Genomic DNA, 15396 nt, shown 5'->3' on the forward strand with positions numbered 1-15396 from the left:
ACATGGACATCCTGATCCTCGGCGGCGCCGGCCAGGTCGGCACGGAGCTTCAGGCCTTGTCCTGGCCCGAGGGCGTGCGGGTCCACGCCCCGACCGCCAGAGCCTCGACATCACCGACGAGGCGGCTGTTGCGGCTGCGCTCGATGCGTGCACCTACGCGGCGGTGATCAACACGGCCGCCTACACCGCTGTCGATAAGGCCGAGAGCGAGGTCGCGGCCGCATGGCGCCTCAACGCGCTGGCCCCGGCCATCCTCGCGGCCGAGACGAAGCGGCGGGCCATCCCGCTCGTCCATGTCTCGACCGACTACGTGTTTGATGGGTCGGGCGAGGGCTTCTACGCCCCCGATGCGCCGGTGAACCCGCAGAGCGTCTACGGCGCCAGCAAGGCGGCCGGCGAGATGGCGGTGCGCTCCGGCAATCCGCGCCACGCCATCGTGCGCACCGCCTGGGTGGTGAGCCCGCACCGGGGCAACTTCGTCAAGACGATGCTGCGGCTCTCGGGCGAGCGGGATCGGCTCACCGTTGTCGAGGACCAGCACGGCTGCCCGACCTCCGCGGCCGATCTCGCGGGTGCGCTCGCCGCGATCGCCCTGCGGCTGGCCGGCGACGAGGCTGCGCCCACCGGCACCTTCCACTGCGTCAACGACGGCGCGACGACGTGGTGCGACTTCGCCCGGGCGATCGTCGCGGGGTCGGCCCGGCGCGGCGGGCGCTCGGTGCCGATCGAGGGCATCCCGAGTTCGGCCTACCCGACGCCGGCCCGGCGCCCGGTGAATTCGCGCCTCTCCAGCCAGAGCCTGACCGACGCCTACGGCCTCGCGCCGCGCTCCTGGGAGCCGGCGCTCGACGACATCCTCGACCGGCTGGTCGGGCCGGTTCGCTCCCACTGATCAGGACGTGTTTTGATGAAGGGCATCGTGCTCGCCGGCGGCTCCGGCACCAGGCTCCATCCGGCCACGCTGGCGATCAACAAGCAGCTGCTGCCGGTCTACGACAAGCCGATGATCTACTACCCGATCTCGGTGCTGATGCTCGCCGGCATCCGCGAGATCCTCGTCATCTCCTCGCCGGAGCATCTCGGCAACTACCAGCGCTTGCTCGGCACCGGTGAGCAGTTCGGCGTCACCTTCACCTACGCGGTGCAGCCGCGGCCCGAAGGGCTGGCCCAGGCTTTCATCATCGGCCGCGACTTCGTCGGCAGCGACGACGTGGCGCTGGTGCTCGGCGACAACCTGTTCTTCGGCAACGGCATGAGCGACCTGCTCGCCAAGGCCCGCACCCGCAAGAGCGGGGCAACGGTGTTCGCCTACCACGTCGATCATCCGGAGGCCTACGGCGTCGTCACCCTCGACGAGTCCGGCCGGCCCTTGCGGCTGGTGGAGAAGCCCCAGACCCCGAAAGCCCCTGGGCGGTGACGGGGCTGTACTTCTACGACAATCAGGTGCTCGACATCGCCGCCGAGGTGAAGCCCTCGGACCGGGGCGAACTCGAGATCACATCGGTCAACCAGGCCTATCTCGAACGCGGCCAGCTCCATGTCGAGCGGATGAGCCGCGGCTACGCGTGGCTCGACACCGGTACGCACGACAGCCTGCTGGAGGCGGGCGAGTTCGTGCGGGTGCTGCAGCGCCGTCAAGGGCTTCAGGTCGCCTGCCTGGAGGAGATCGCCTACCTGCAGGGCTTCATCGGCCGCGAGCAGTTGCAGGCCCGCGGCGAGCTGTTCGCCAAGACCAGCTACGGTCAGAACTTGCTGCGCCTGGCTCGCGAGGGCCGCCGGGCCGATCAGGATTTTTGACGGACGCACCTCGATTCGTCACGGCGAAGCCGTCCAGAGCACCAATCTATCCGGAACGGTCGCGATCCTGGATCGCTTCGCTCGCGGTGATGAAGGGCAAGGTGTGGGGTCTGGCCGGGCGTCGCGTCAGCGCGCGCCCTGAATGAGCACGGCGCCGGTATAAGTCTCGGCGACTTCGCAGAACGGCACGCCACCGGCCGTCAGTACCGCCTCCACCGAGAATAGCGGCTCTCCGGGCCCCGGCAGGCCGCCGGATTCGGGCCGCCACAGCATCGTCAGCGAGCGGTTGCGCCGGCTCGGACCGAGCGGGCGCACGACGTGGCCGAAGGGGGCCTGCGTGCCGTCCAGCGCCGCGTTCATCGCGGACGTCAGGCGACTCGGAACGTACCAGTTGTCGGCCTCGGACAGGACGTGGGTCCCGCAGGTGAGCCGGACCCGGCGGTAGCGCACGGGCTCGTCCGGGCTCACGGCAAGCCGCTCGCGCCGGGCCGCACCGGGGAGCTTGTCCGGGCCGGGGACGCGCACGGCGACGATCCGCGGATCGGGGCTGAGCCCGCGCTCGGCGCACCATGCTTCGAGAACGGCGGTGGCGCTTGGCGCAGCGAGAAGGCGGGCGCTCAGCGTTTCGATCAAGGCGCGCGCCTCGGACCCATCCTGCGCCTCCCGGCTTGTCTCGGCGGCGGCTCCGGCCGCTTGCGCCTGCGCGCTGCTCAAGTCGGCGGGCGGCACGGCGGCGCCAAGCGCTGCGAGCCCCACCGTCAGCATCCGTGTCGCCGTCCGCTCCATCGTGCAGCGCAATACGTCGATGGCGGGCAAAGGTCCATCGCGTCGGGCGACCGGTCCCCGATCCGCCGCCTACTTAGCGTCGAACTTGGCGTCGGGGGGCAGGGCGGTCGCGAGCGGGCCGGCGGGGGGAAGCGGGAAGGCGACCTTGCAGCGCTGGCCGCCGGGCAGCTTGAAGTCCGGGTTCGGCAATTCGAGGCGCACGCCGAAGGTGCCGCTCGCCGCGTCGAACACCTGATCGACCACGCTGACCTTGGCCTCGTAGGCGCCGCCGATCGGCTGGTCGAGCACGACGGTCGCCGGCATCCCGAGAGCGATCTCCTTCCAGCGGGAGACCGGCAGGTAGGCCTCGACGTAGAGCGGATCGAGCTGGACCAGGGTGAAGATCGCGCTGTCCTGGCGTACGAACTCGCCCGCCGACATCAGCCGCTCGGTGACGATGCCGCGGATCGGGCTGCGAATCATCCGCAATTCGAGCTGCGCCTCGGCGCGCTGGAGCTCGATGCCGTTGAGCTTGTGCTTGAGGATCTCGGTCTGAAGGTCGCGCCGGCCGATCTCGTAATCGGCCTCGACCTGATCGAGCTTTTCCTGGGTGACGATGCCTTTTGAGAGCTGGTTCTGGCGTTCGAGGCGGCGCTTGTAGAGTTCGACGCGGGTCTGCTGCGCCTCGATGCCGGCGGTCGATTCCGCCTGCGCCCGCGACAGGGCGACGTTGGCCTCCTCCACGCTCGAATCGAGCCGGGCGATGATGTCGCCGGCCTTGACCGCCGCGCCCCGGTTGACCGGCACGCTCTTGAGGATGCCGAGCGTGGCCGAACCGATCTTCAGTTTCTGCGCCGGCTCCACCACGCAATCAACGCGGGTGTCCTGGGCGCTCGCCGCGTAGGTGGAAAGAAAGAGGCCGGCGAGCGCCGCGCAGATCCGGGCTTGCCGCGTTCCAGCCAGAAGGGTCATTGCAAAACAGTCCTCACTCGGCATGGCCGGCAAAAGCCAGAATACGGTCCTGCATCTGGTCGGAATGCAGCAGGTCGGCGCGCATGCGCCCGTGCAGCCGCTCGGTGCGCAACTGCGCGTGGCGCAGCAGTCGCGCGCCGAAGACCCGGCCGCGCTCGGGGCCGAGCAGCGCCATAATGCGGCGGGCGAGCCCGCGGCTAACGAGGCTGCTATCCAGCAGCGGATCGTCGAGCGAGAGGATCGCCTGGAAACAGCCGGGCTCGCCCTGGCGTCCGCTGCGGCCGGCGAGCTGGTCGTCGATGCGCTGCGCGTCCTGGCGCTCGACCATGATGACGTGCAGGCCGCCGCGTTCGGCCACGCCGGGGCCGAGCTTGATGTCGGTGCCGCGCCCGGCCATGTTCGTCGCCACCGTGATGCGGCCCCGCTGCCCGGCCTGCGCCACGATGGCCGCTTCCTGCCCGTCCTGGGCGGCGCTGAGCACCGTGTGCGGCAGCCCGGCTGCGGTGAGATGCGTGCTCGCCCGCGCGGAGGCCGCCACCGAGCGGGTGCCGACGAGAACCGGGCAGCCCTTCGCATGGAGCTCGGCGATGCGCGCCGTCACCCGCCGCCACTTCGCCGCCTCGTCGGGCAGGACCTCGTCGGGGAGGTGGCGCCGCTGCACCGGACGGTGCGTCGGGATGCGCACCACCGGCAGCCGGTAGACCGTCCAGAATTCGGCGGCGACGCCGCGGGTCGTGCCGGTCATGCCGGCGAGCCGGGGATAGCGGCGGAAGAAGCGCTGGTAGGTCATGCGGGCCAGCGTCGAGCGGGCGCCGGAGAGGTCGCAGCCCTCCTTGTGCTCGACCATCTGGTGCAGGCCGTCGCTCCAGCTCCGGTCCGGCATCACCCGGCCGGTATTGGCGTCGACGATCACCACCTTGCCGTCGCGCAGGATGTAGTGCTCGTCCCGGTGGAACAGGTGCAGGGCCGAGAGCGCCTGGCGCACCAGCCCCTCGCGGGTGACGCGTCCGCGCCAGGCCGAGGCCTCGCCGCGCCCGTCGCTCGTGGCGAGACCCGTGATCCGCTCGCGGCCGGCCTCGGTGAGGATGATCCGGTGCTCGGCCGCCTCGATCCCGTAATCCTCGGGGCTCTTCAACTCCGCCGCGATCTCCATGGCGCGGGCGAGCACCTCCGTTCCGAACTGCGAGCCGGCCGGGGCCGAGATGATGAGCGGCGTGCGCGCCTCGTCGATCAGCACGCTGTCGGCCTCGTCGACGATGGCGAAGTGCAGGCCGCGCAGGCGGAGCTGGGCGAGCCGGCTCGCGCTCGCATGCAGGCTCTCGAGCTTGAGGCGCACGTCGCTGGCGCGCTGGCCCAGCGCGATGCGATCGCGCAGGTAGTCGAAGGCGAGGTCCTTGTTGGTGCAGTAGGTGATGTGGCAGCCATAGGCCTGCGCCCGCTCCGGCTGCTCCTGCTTCTCCTTGATGACGCCGACCGTGAGCCCCAGCGCGGCGTAGAGCGGACGCATCTCCTCGGCGTCGCGCTCGGCGAGGTAATCGTTGACCGTAACGACGTGGACGGGAAGTCCGGCCAGCGCCGCGGCCCCGGCGGCCAGCGTCGCCGTGAGAGTCTTGCCCTCGCCGGTGGCCATCTGGGCGACGCGCCCGTCGAGGATGGCGGCAGCACCCATCATCTGCACGCCGTAATGGCGCTGCCCCTTCACCCGTCCCGACATCTCGCGGATCAGCGCGAAAGCCTCCGCGATGTCGGCATCGCGAAAGGTTTTCCGGGCGCGCAGAGCGCCCGTGATCGCCCGAATGCGGAATTGCAGCGCCTCTTCGGACAGCTCGGCGATGTCCTCGGCCTGCGCCAGGGCGGCGCGGGCGATCCGCGCGTAGCGTCGGGCCGCCCAGCCGGCGAGCCCGACGCGCACGCGGCCGATCACCCGCGCGGCGGCCTGATCGAGCCGGCTCGCCTTCAGCGGCTTGCGCTCGGAATAGGCGCGCACGGGCGGTACGCGGAAGGCGGCTCCGGGCGCCGAGCCGCCTGAGAGGGCGAGGGGGTCAGACACGGAACTGGCTCAGGAACACCTGCCGCAGGCTGCGCAGCGCGCGCCACGCGATCGGCTCCGCCCCGTGATCGAACCGGATATAGACCCGCTCGCCGAGCACGTTGAAGGGGAGGCCGCCCGCGAGTTGGACGTCGAAGACGAAGATGCTCTGGAGCGCCACCGGCTTCTGCGGGTTGCTGGCGTCCACGGCGATGGTGCCGCCGCCCTGCGTCGCGAGGGCGAGACTCGGGATCTCCTGCTGCGCCCCCGGCACCTCGCGCAGGATCGAGCCGGCGCGCACTTCCTCGGGCTTCTCGGCCAGCCGCGCGGCGACGCCCTGCGTCCGGCTGCGGATCAGGTCCACATCCGTCTGCGGCACCACGACCCGCACCACGGGGTCGTCGGCGGTGAGCACGTAGCCGATGCGCTCGCCCCGGCGCAGATACCGCCCCGGCAGATCGACGGCGCCCGGCACGATCAGCCGGCCGGCCTGGGATGCCCGCACGATGAGGCCGGCCTGCCGCTCGCGGTAGACCCGCAGGATCTCCTGCGTGCTGGCGATCTGCTCCTGCAGAATCTGCGCCTGCACCCGGTCGCCGAGCCGGGCGGCGTCGTAGCGCAGGCGCAGCTCGGCGAGCTGCGCCTCCAGCACCGCGACGCGGCTGTCGAGGCTTGGGTCTTCGAGCGTCGCCAGGGCTTCGCCGGCCTGCGCGTCGCGGCCGGGCTCCACCAGAAGCGTGGTCAGGATGCCGTCGGTCTTGGTGCGGATCTGCGTGTCGTCGGGCGCCCAGACGACGCCCTGCGCCATCGTCGTGTAGGGCAGGGGCACCACGAACAGCAGGGCCAGAACCGCACCTGTGGCGGCGCTCGTGAGGGTCACGGCCCGGCTCCGGCGCCGGTTCAGCTTCGGATCGGTGAGGATGAACTTGAGCCCCTTCACGAGGGGTGAGACCACGGTGCCGAACAGCGCGAGCCCGGCCAGCAGCACGCCGAACACGAAGTACTGCGTGGCGATGAAGCTCGCGATCGCGATCGAAACGGTGGTGCGGTAGATGAAGGCGGCCACCGCGTAGACAAACAGCCAGGGCCGCTCGCCGTCCGCCGTCACCGGACTCTTCGCGCCCTCGATCTTCAGGGCGTAGCGCTCGATCAGGTAGAAGACGTAGCGGTTGGCCCGCGAGCCGAGATTCGGGATCTCGATCAGGTCGGCGAAGATATAGTAGCCGTCGAAGCGCAGCAGCGGGTTGCCGTTGAACAGCAGCGTCGAGACGCTGCCGATCACCATTACGTTGAAGGCCGCCGCCCGCACGAGGCCGGGCTCAGCCGTGGCCCAGACGATGGCGGCGAGGCCCGCCAGGAACAGCTCGACGAAGATGCCGGCGGCCGCCACCATCATCCGCTGCCACTTGCTGGGGAAGGCGGCGGAGGTCGAGGCATCGACGTAGGGCGCCGGGAACAGCACGAGCAGCATCAGGCCGACTTCGTGCACCTCGCCGCCCCAGGCCTTGGCGGCACAGGCGTGCCCGGCCTCGTGCAGGGCCTTGATGACGGGGTAGAGGCACATCATCAGCGCGACGTTCTGCGCCGAGAGCATCTGGCCCGCGACGTCGCCGGTCAGCTCGCCCGCGTGCAACCCGGCCACGACGAGGCCGGAGATCACCACCGCGAGCCAGACCGCGAGCCCCCAGACCGAGAAGAGCGGCCGGAAGTACGGCACGAGCCGGTCGAGCAACGGATCGGGGTCGAAGAGCGGGAAGCGCAGGGCCAGCGGGTTCTTCACCCGGGCGATCAGGGTGCGGCGCGCGGTCGATTCCGAGCGCTCGGCGAGTTCGGCGAGATCGGGCGGCAGGTCGCCCTGGAGCAGGTCCGAGCCGTGGAGCTGCGAAATCAGACGGATCGTGTCGTCCTGGGTCGGCGGATCATCCTCGTTGCGGCGCGCGGCCGCCTCCCACACCTCCTGCAGGGTGCGGCGCCCGTCCATCATGCACAGGATCAGGTTGGCGGCAGGCGAGAGGCGGTGGAAGCGCCCGGTCTGGTGATCCTGAAGGACGTACCAGACCTCGCCGCGAAAGCTCTGCCGGTGGATCTCGGCGTGGCGGCGCAAGCGCGGGCGCAGGGCCGCGACGCGGTACCACGATTGGCTGAACAGGGACTGGGACATGCCTCAACCCCTCACGGCCACCAGTGCCAGAGGGCGAGGCGCACCCAATCGACGATCGGCCGGGCCCAGACCCAGGCGAGCAGCCGCCGGTCGACGTCGACCTTGGCGATGCCCTCCATGCCCGGCCGCAGCCGGGTGGCGCCGTCCTCGATCCGGCCCTCGACCCGGAACAGGTTGCGGCCGTTCTTGGCCTCGGCCACGGGGGTGATGGTCTGGATCGTCAGCACTTGCGGCTGGTCGGGCAGGGAGGTCGCGAGCACGTGCCCGGTCTGGCCCTCGCGCAGGTCGGCGATCAGGCGCTCGTCCACGCTGAGGACGACGCGGTAGCTGTCCAGCGGGGCGATCTCGAACAGCACCTGTCCGCGGCTGATGGCGCCGCCGATGGATTGCGAGAGGTCGCCGGAGACGATCAAGCCGTCGAAGGGCGCGGTGAATTTCGAGCGGGCGATCTGTTCGTCGAGCAGGCGGATCTGCGCGTCGGCCTGATCGATCTGGCTCTTGACCACGTTGATCGTGGCGGGCTGCCGGGTGGCGAGCGCCTTGTCGTACTCGTAGGTGCGCTGCTGGCGCTCGGTTACCCAGCGCAGGCGCTCCAGGGCGAGATCGCGGTCTTCCAGGGCGGCGAGGAGATCGCCCTTGCGCACCGTGTCGCCGGCGCGGTGCCCGGCGGTCTTCAGGTAGCCGTCGTAGGAGGCGACGACGGAACGGCGCACGAGGCCTTCGACGCGGGCGTCCGCAGTCACGCGGTAATCGATCTTGATCACCGAGAGCGCCAGGACCACGGCCAGCACCGCGGCGAGGCCGAGCTTGAGCCCGGTATGGTTCGGGCCGAAGACCAGCCGCGCGCCGTTCATCACGGCGTCGGTGGCCTTCAGCACGAGCCAGCGGTCGTTCTGCCGCTTGTCTTCCAGCACCGGGCCGATGGCGGCGGCGCAGGCGCTCACCTGCTCGACGATCTCGAGGCTGAACGGCTGGTCGGCGGGCCGCTCCAGGGTGATGGCACCGACGAAGCGGTCATCGACGAGCATCGGCACGGTCAGCACCCGGCCGCCATATTGCAGGCGGGCGAGGTCGGCATGCGCCGTCGTGACGGTGGCCTCGTTCTCGGGCGGCGGGAACAGGATCAGGCTGCGCTGGTCGATCGCCTCGTTCATGCAGGCGCCGAGGCGCCGCACGAGGTTCATCTCGCGGCCGAACTGCGCCGAGTGCGAGATCGCCGCGATCCGGGCGCTGCCGCGCCGTACGAAGCCGATTGCCGCGCGCTGGCACGAAAAGGCGATGGCAAGGTCCGTCACCGCGGCGGTGCAGGCGGCGGAAAAGCGCGATTGCTCAAGCACCCCGGCGAGCAGATCGAGGACGGAGCGCGAGCGGGCCAGCGTCCGGCGCTCGCCCCGCCCGATCAGCTCGGCCTGCTTGGCGACGAGCCACGCACTGCCCCACTGCACCTGACGGATCGCGGCGCGCAGCTCGTCCTTGTCGAGGCTGTCGAGGGCGAAGGCGGTGACGGCGAAGCAGGCCTCGTCCAGAACCAGCGGCAGCGCGATCCACGCGCCCGACCCGTGCGGCGCGGCGCCCGGATGCGGCCCGGCCTCCGCCATCGCCTGCACGACCGGGCGGTTCTCGCGAAAGGCGGCTTCGGCGGTCTCGCGCAGGCCGGCTTCGCACTCGGATTGAGCCGGGAACACGGCGAGCGGGGCGAGCCCCACCGAGGTCCCCGGAAGCAGGACGCAGGCCCGCGGGGCGCCGAGCATCGGCGCCTGGAGCGTGAGCCACGCTTCCGCCGCTGCCTGAAGCGTCTGGGAGGTCCGGAGCACCTGCCACAGGGCCGGCTCCAGCAGGGACAGGCGCGCGGCCGGGCTCGCTGCGGACGCGCCCTCCACCGCCAAACGCTCGCTCATGGCCCCCGGATTCCTTGACTGACGGCGCTCAGGGTCTCGTTGCGGAAGGGCCCGGCCGCCGTCATGCGTCGGCGGCGGGGCATCACGGGTCAGGCGTCGAGGTCGAGGCGTCCGTGCCGGTTTTCGTACTCGGTCAGCACGCCGCCGAGGACGGAGTGAAGGCGCTTGGCTGCGAGCGGCGTGAGGATCACGCGGTTCGAGAGATCGACCACCACGCTCTCGGTCTCGGCGAGGTTCCAGGTCCGGTTGGTGCCGAAGAACAGATCCACCTGCTCGCGGGTGCCCTGCACGTTTACGACGTTGGCGAACTGTGTCGACATGCTGTCTTCACGCCATTCGATCGCACGCACCTGATCGGCGGCACCGGGCTTGCTGCTCTCGCTCACGACTGCTCCCTCATCTTTACGCATTACCGCGCGACGTGACCTCGCGCTCCTCGACATCGCCGCCGGGCCAATGCCGGGCTGGATCGCGAAGCTGAAGTCCTCGTCAAGACATTGCACGAATAAAGCCGTCGTTGAACGACGGCTTGCCTTGCGAACCCAGCGAAACCAAGTCGCCTTGCATTTATGGCACACAGGGCGATAGGAGCTATTGCACGGTTTGTGCGATTCGATCACGAATGGAATGTGGCGGCGGCAATGGCCACGAAGAAAAATGCGTTGATCCAGCGTCTCAATTCAAAGCCTCCTTCATTTCAGAGGTTTGACCGGGTCTCGCGCCGCAGCCTGAGCTTGGCGTCACGCTGATGCCGGAGGGGAGAGGGCGCGGGATGTCGGCGCCGGAACTGCCGGGCCCGGAGTTTCCGCGTGTGGACCGCTTCCTCGAAAGCGAAGCCGCCGCGCACGCCCTCAGCTTCGCCCTCACATCGGGGCTGATCGACCGGCTCGCCCGCCGGGCGGACACCGCCATTTCGGGGCTGGCCGATGAGTTTCGGCTCGAACGGCCGCAACTGGCCTGCCTGACGGGCCTCCTCGTTGGTGCCGGCATCGCCGCCGAGCCCGCGCCGGGCCGGATCGGGCTGAGCGAGGCGTTCCGCGCCGTGCTGCCCTGCCGCGACCTCATCGAGGCGAAGCTCGCCTTCGCCGCCGCCGCGTCCGAGGATCTGCGCCGGCATTTCCCCGCCTTCGTCGCCGACCTTCCGGCTTTCATGGCGGCCTCGCGCACCTTCGAGCTGTTCCGCTACGACCGCTGCTTCGAGATCACGCCGGACAACCTCGACGCGACCCGGCGCTGGGTCGCCTACACCACCTGCCTGACCCGCTACGAGGCCGGGCCGGGCCTCGACCGGATCGAGCCGGGCCGGCATCGGCGCCTGCTCGATCTCGGCGGTAATAGCGGCGAGTTCGCCGCCCAGGCCTGCCGCCGCGCGCCGGACCTGACCGCGACGGTGTTCGACCTGCCCGTCGTCTGCGCGCTCGGCCGCGAGAACCTCGCGGACCGGCCGGAAGGCGCCCGCGTCGCGTTCCAGGCCGGCGACATGCGGCGCGATCCCCTGCCCGAGGGGCACGACCTCGTGACCTTCAAGTCGGTCCTGCACGATTGGCCGGCCGGCGAGGCCCGTGCCCTGCTCGAACGCGCCGCCCGCGCGCTCGCCCCCGGCGGGCGTCTCGCGATCTATGAGCGGGCACCCATGGCTCTGCGCGAGCGCCCCCTCGGCTACGTTCAATCCGCCGACCTCGTGTTCCAGCCCTTCTTCCGGGATGCGGACCTCTATACCGAGACGCTGGCCGCTCTCGGCTTCGTCGATTGCAGCGTCCGCTGCCTTGCGTTGGAGACGCCGTTCCACCTGATCGAGGCGCGCAAGCCCGGCGGTGCCCGGTGAGCGCGCCCTTCGTTCTCGCGGTCAGCGGACCGCCGGGCAGCGGCAAGACCACCTTGTCCCACGCCTTGTCGGAGCGCTTCGGCGGCGCGCCCGTGCTCGCCTACGACGCCTATGAGGAAATCACCGGCTGGCCGCCGGAGCGGGTGGCGGCATGGCTCGCGGGCGGCGCACCCCTCGACGCGGTGCCAGTGCCGGGGCTCGCCGAGGATCTGGCCCGGCTGCGGCGCGGCGAGCCGGTGCCGGACCGGGAGCGCGGCGGCACGCTGCGCCTGTCGCGGCGCGCGGCACGCCCCGTGATCGTTCTCGACACCCTGCTCGGCCGGGCCCATCCCGGAACGGGGGCGCAGATCGACCATCTGGTTTGGCTCGATCTGCCCCTGGATGTCGCGCTGGCGCGCAAGCTGCGCAGCTTCACCGGGGCGGCGCGGCGCGATCCGACGGCCGCCCCCGGGCTTCTCGAGGCGCTCGACGCCTATCTCGGACGCTACGACGCCCTGCTGCACCCGACCTACGCGCTGCAGCGCGAACGGGTCCGGCCGGCGGCCGACCAGATCCTCGGCGCCGGCACGCTCGCCGCGCACCTCGACGCCGTTCAGTCCGCAATCCAATCCACTCTCCACGCCACCCTTACGGCCGTCCCGACGCCGACGGCGTGAGGGGCGACGCTCGCGGAGCCGACAACTCGATGTTCAGGTCCGAACGCTCCGCGCCTGCGCGCTTGGTCGTCGCCGGCGGCGGCCCCGCCGGCTGGATGGCCGCGCTCTATCTGAAGCGCGTCCTGCGCCGGGCGGGCTGGACGGTCACCCTCGTCGGGTCGGCCCCGGCCGCCGGCGCCTCCGCCGCTCTGGCGACGCGCCCGGCCTTCACCCGCTTCCTCAAGGGTTTCGGGATCGACGAGGCGATCTTCATGCGCCGCTGCGCGGCGACCTATCGGCTCGCCAGCCGCTACGACGACTGGTTCGCCGAGGGCCAGGGCCACTGGCACCCCTTCGGTGCCTGCGGCCCGCGGATCGCCGGCCGCGACCTGTTCCACTACTGGATGAAGCTTCGCGGCGAGGGCGCCGAGGACGAGGCCGGGAGCTACGCCGATTACGCGCCCCAGGCGCTGATGGCGGCCGAGGGGCGCGGACCCCGCCCCCTGGCGGACCGATCCTCGCTCACCGAATCCGGTGATTACGGCTATCACCTCGACCGAAAAGCTCTCGTCCGTTTCCTGCGCGAGTTGGCGCTTTCCGAAGGCGTGCGCGGGGTGACCGGGCGCGTCCGCGAGATCGAGCGCAACCTGTACGGCGATGTCGGCGCCCTCATCCTCGACGGAGGACAGACGATCGAGGGCGACATCTTCCTCGATTGTACCGGCGCGGCCGCGCAGCTCATCGGCACCGCGCTCGGCGAGGCCTGGGTCGCGGGCAGTGGCCCCGGAGACCGCGTGGCCCGCCTGTCCCTGCCGCGATCGCCCGAGGTGCCGCCCTTCACCGCCTATCGCGGCCGGGCGGAGGGATGGACGGCGTCGCTGCCGCTGGCCGACCGCACGGAGCATCTCTTCGTCTACGACAGCCGGACCACGCCGCCGGATGCGGCGGCGGCCACCCTGCGACGCGCCTTCGATGGGCAGGCGGGCATCGTCGATGCGGAACTGCGTCACGGTCGCCGCGCCTCACCGTGGCAGCGCAACGTCGTCGCCATGGGTGCGGCGGCCAGAGCGGTCGAGCCGCTTCTCGGCTTCGATCTCGATCTCGTCCTGGCCGGACTCGAAACGTTCCTTGCCTACCTGCCGCGCCAGGGGGAGGGCGGTGACGTGCTGCGCCGTGCCTATGCCGCGCGCCTGAACCGCTTCCACGACGATGCGGCCGAGGCGGTGGCCGCGCATTATGTTCTCGGCCGCCGGTCGGAACCGTTCTGGGCGGCGGCCCGCGCGGTGATGATCCCGGACCGGCTCGCCGACCGCCTCGACCTCTACGAGTTGGCCGGGCATGTCGCGTTGAGCGAGGAGGGGCCGTTCAGCGAGGGCGATCACTACCTCCTGTTCTCCGGCGCCGATTTCCTGCCGCGTCGGCCCTTCGCTCCGGTCGATGTCGCCGACGGCCGTGAGATCGCCCGTCTGCTCGCCAGCATCCGTGCGCAGTCGGCCCAGATCGCCGGGGCGATGGCGCCGCATGTCCGTCTGATGGACGCGTTGCACGGCGAGGCCCCCGTCGCCGCGCCTGCGGTGCGCATCGCGGCGGCCTCGGCGCCGGCCGGCCCGGCGGCTCTGCGCAGGACGCCGGAGGGCGCCCGTCTCGCCGATCTGGTGGCGGGGCTCGCCCAGCCCTTCGGCTACGAGCGCTCGGTGAAGGCCTCCCCGGCGGGATTGCAGACCGACCGATTCCTCATGAGCCTGCACCGCGCGAGCCTCGGCCTGACACCCGAGGCGACGCTCGACCGACTGGCCGCCGGGCTCGGATTGCCGGAGCGGGAGCGCGCGGAGGCCGCCGGCCTGATCGGCGGGGCGGACATCCTCCATCTCGGCTACGAGGACGGCCCGTCGGGCGCGCTCTACAAGCTCTATATCGAATGGTCGTCGCGCACCGACGCGGCCTGGACCGGGGTGGACGAGACGGGCGCGGAGCCGATGCTGGTCCATCGCGCCTATAAGTGGAAGCCAGGGGGAGCGCATCCGCCCGTCGTCACCCTCTACCACTGGCCACGGGTGCGCGGCCCCGAGGAGATCCAAGCACGGCTGAACCGGATGGCCGGTGCGTGGGGGCCGGCTGGCGCGCCCGCGCGCGACACCGCCCATGCGATCCTGCGGCTGGCGCAGGAGAGGGGGCGCGGTGCGGTCCACTATCTCGAAGCCCGCGAGGAGCCGGGACTGCGCTTATCCTACGACCTCAACCTCTATGCCTGTGGCCTGAGCGTGGCCGATGCGGAGCCGCTGCTCGGCCAAGCCTTCGTCGATCTCGGCGTGCCGCGCGAGGCGGCCGCGATGGTTCTGCGAGAGCGGCTTCAGGAGACCCTGGGGCATGTCGCCGGCGGCGTCGGGCGGGACGGCCAGCCCTTCGTCACCGTGTATTCCGGCGTGGCCGGCGGATGACCGGCCTCGACCCCGCCCGCCTGGAACTGTCCGCGCCGGGTGACCGCTACGCCGATTATTGCCTGTGGGATTACGAGCCGGTCGGGCCGACGGCGGGACGTCTGCGGCAGGCGAGCCTGCTCTGGCACTCGCTGGCCTGCGCGGGTGCGGACCCCGGCTGTTCGCGATCTGCGACGCGCTGCGCGATGGCCTCGGCCCCGGCCGCAGCGTCTGGGGCGCCAAGCTCCGGGACGGCGTCACGACCTGGGAGTTCTACTTCTACGACTACGCCCGGCTCGACCGCACGGTCTCGATCGAGCGCGTCCTGGCGATCCTGGCGCCGTTCGCGCCCTGCGATCTGCGCTATGCGGGCGGGCGGCCCTATTTCATGTTCTCGCTCGATCTCGACGACGCCCTCGCCCGGGGCGAGCGGAGCCTCGACCGCCTCAACATCTATGTCGGCAATCCCGGCAGCAGCGTCTCGTCCGGGCTCAGCTACGGACTCACCGCCGACGGCCTCGTCTTCGACAACCTCTACAGCTTCTTCGACGCCGCCCGCGAGCGCGACGCGATTGCGGCCAAGGCCGCCTGCTCGGCCCATTTCGATCTGCCCGGCCTCGATCTCGACGCGATGCTGTGGCCCGAACTGATGCGCTGCGGCGTCGTGGTCGTGGCCAACAAGCGCCTGTGCGACGGCGTCTATTTCTCGCGGGTCGGCATCGACGGGCTCATCGCCTTCCTCGACCGGCTCGCCTATCCGCCCGCGATCCGCGACTTCGTGCGTTCGGAGCGGCGGCGCCTGTCACACCTGCTGTTCGATGTCGGGATCGACTATGCCGTGATCGACGGCAGGCTGACGGTGACGAAGAGCGCGTATTACGGTCTGCTCTGAAGGGC

Annotated in this window: 10 protein-coding genes and 2 pseudogenes; 6 read left to right on the forward strand and 6 right to left on the reverse strand. The window is 70.9% G+C overall.

The genetic code is table 11. From position 1 onward, the window contains the following. The first annotated feature begins 2 nt into the window (after positions 1 to 2). Positions 3 to 892: pseudogene (gene rfbD, locus MSPGM_RS12095) on the forward strand (dTDP-4-dehydrorhamnose reductase). Positions 893 to 907: 15 nt separating this feature from the next. Beyond that, a pseudogene (gene rfbA / locus MSPGM_RS12100) lies at positions 908 to 1797 on the forward strand (glucose-1-phosphate thymidylyltransferase RfbA). Positions 1798 to 1923: 126 nt separating this feature from the next. On the opposite strand, the gene MSPGM_RS12105 reads toward rfbA, so the two are convergent. The 6 genes from MSPGM_RS12105 to MSPGM_RS12130 all read right to left on the reverse strand — a co-directional run bounded on the left by MSPGM_RS12105 (position 1924) and on the right by MSPGM_RS12130 (position 10008). Continuing rightward, positions 1924 to 2583, reverse strand: a complete 660-nt coding sequence (locus MSPGM_RS12105) for a hypothetical protein (RefSeq protein ID WP_012752846.1) — start codon at positions 2581 to 2583, stop codon at positions 1924 to 1926. 69 nt (positions 2584 to 2652) lie between these two features. Then, positions 2653 to 3534 (reverse strand): efflux RND transporter periplasmic adaptor subunit, encoded by an 882-nt coding sequence (locus MSPGM_RS12110; RefSeq protein ID WP_012752847.1) that lies wholly within the window; start codon positions 3532 to 3534, stop codon positions 2653 to 2655. Positions 3535 to 3547: 13 nt separating this feature from the next. Beyond that, positions 3548 to 5584, reverse strand: a complete 2037-nt coding sequence (locus MSPGM_RS12115; protein ID WP_012752848.1) for a preprotein translocase subunit SecA — start codon at positions 5582 to 5584, stop codon at positions 3548 to 3550. Beyond that, positions 5577 to 7724, reverse strand: a complete 2148-nt coding sequence (locus MSPGM_RS12120; RefSeq protein ID WP_003606158.1) for a PqqD family peptide modification chaperone — start codon at positions 7722 to 7724, stop codon at positions 5577 to 5579. The genes MSPGM_RS12115 and MSPGM_RS12120 overlap by 8 nt, the downstream gene beginning before the upstream one ends. Positions 7725 to 7735: 11 nt before the next feature. Beyond that, positions 7736 to 9622 carry an efflux RND transporter periplasmic adaptor subunit gene (locus MSPGM_RS12125; RefSeq protein ID WP_012752849.1) on the reverse strand — a complete coding sequence of 629 codons (1887 nt, stop codon included), beginning with the start codon at positions 9620 to 9622 and terminating at the stop codon, positions 7736 to 7738. A gap of 89 nt (positions 9623 to 9711) precedes the next feature. Further along, positions 9712 to 10008 (reverse strand): DUF3467 domain-containing protein, encoded by a 297-nt coding sequence (locus MSPGM_RS12130; RefSeq protein WP_003606160.1) that lies wholly within the window; start codon positions 10006 to 10008, stop codon positions 9712 to 9714. A gap of 386 nt (positions 10009 to 10394) precedes the next feature. Here MSPGM_RS12130 and MSPGM_RS12135 point away from each other — a divergent pair, with 386 nt between their 5' ends. The 4 genes from MSPGM_RS12135 to MSPGM_RS12150 all read left to right on the forward strand — a co-directional run bounded on the left by MSPGM_RS12135 (position 10395) and on the right by MSPGM_RS12150 (position 15391). Then, positions 10395 to 11447 (forward strand): methyltransferase, encoded by a 1053-nt coding sequence (locus MSPGM_RS12135; RefSeq protein ID WP_003606161.1) that lies wholly within the window; start codon positions 10395 to 10397, stop codon positions 11445 to 11447. Continuing rightward, positions 11444 to 12103 carry a uridine kinase gene (locus MSPGM_RS12140; RefSeq protein ID WP_012752850.1) on the forward strand — a complete coding sequence of 220 codons (660 nt, stop codon included), beginning with the start codon at positions 11444 to 11446 and terminating at the stop codon, positions 12101 to 12103. The genes MSPGM_RS12135 and MSPGM_RS12140 overlap by 4 nt, the downstream gene beginning before the upstream one ends. Positions 12104 to 12132: 29 nt before the next feature. Beyond that, positions 12133 to 14520: a tryptophan 7-halogenase gene (locus MSPGM_RS12145; protein WP_012752851.1), complete on the forward strand. Its 2388-nt coding sequence runs from the start codon at positions 12133 to 12135 to the stop codon at positions 14518 to 14520. A 64-nt stretch (positions 14521 to 14584) separates the two neighbouring features. Continuing rightward, positions 14585 to 15391, forward strand: coding sequence for a hypothetical protein (locus MSPGM_RS12150; RefSeq protein WP_261926381.1), 807 nt, complete (start codon positions 14585 to 14587; stop codon positions 15389 to 15391). The last annotated feature ends 5 nt before the right edge of the window (positions 15392 to 15396 follow it).

The organism is Methylorubrum sp. GM97, from assembly GCF_024347855.1.
Lineage (GTDB): Bacteria > Pseudomonadota > Alphaproteobacteria > Rhizobiales > Beijerinckiaceae > Methylobacterium > Methylobacterium extorquens.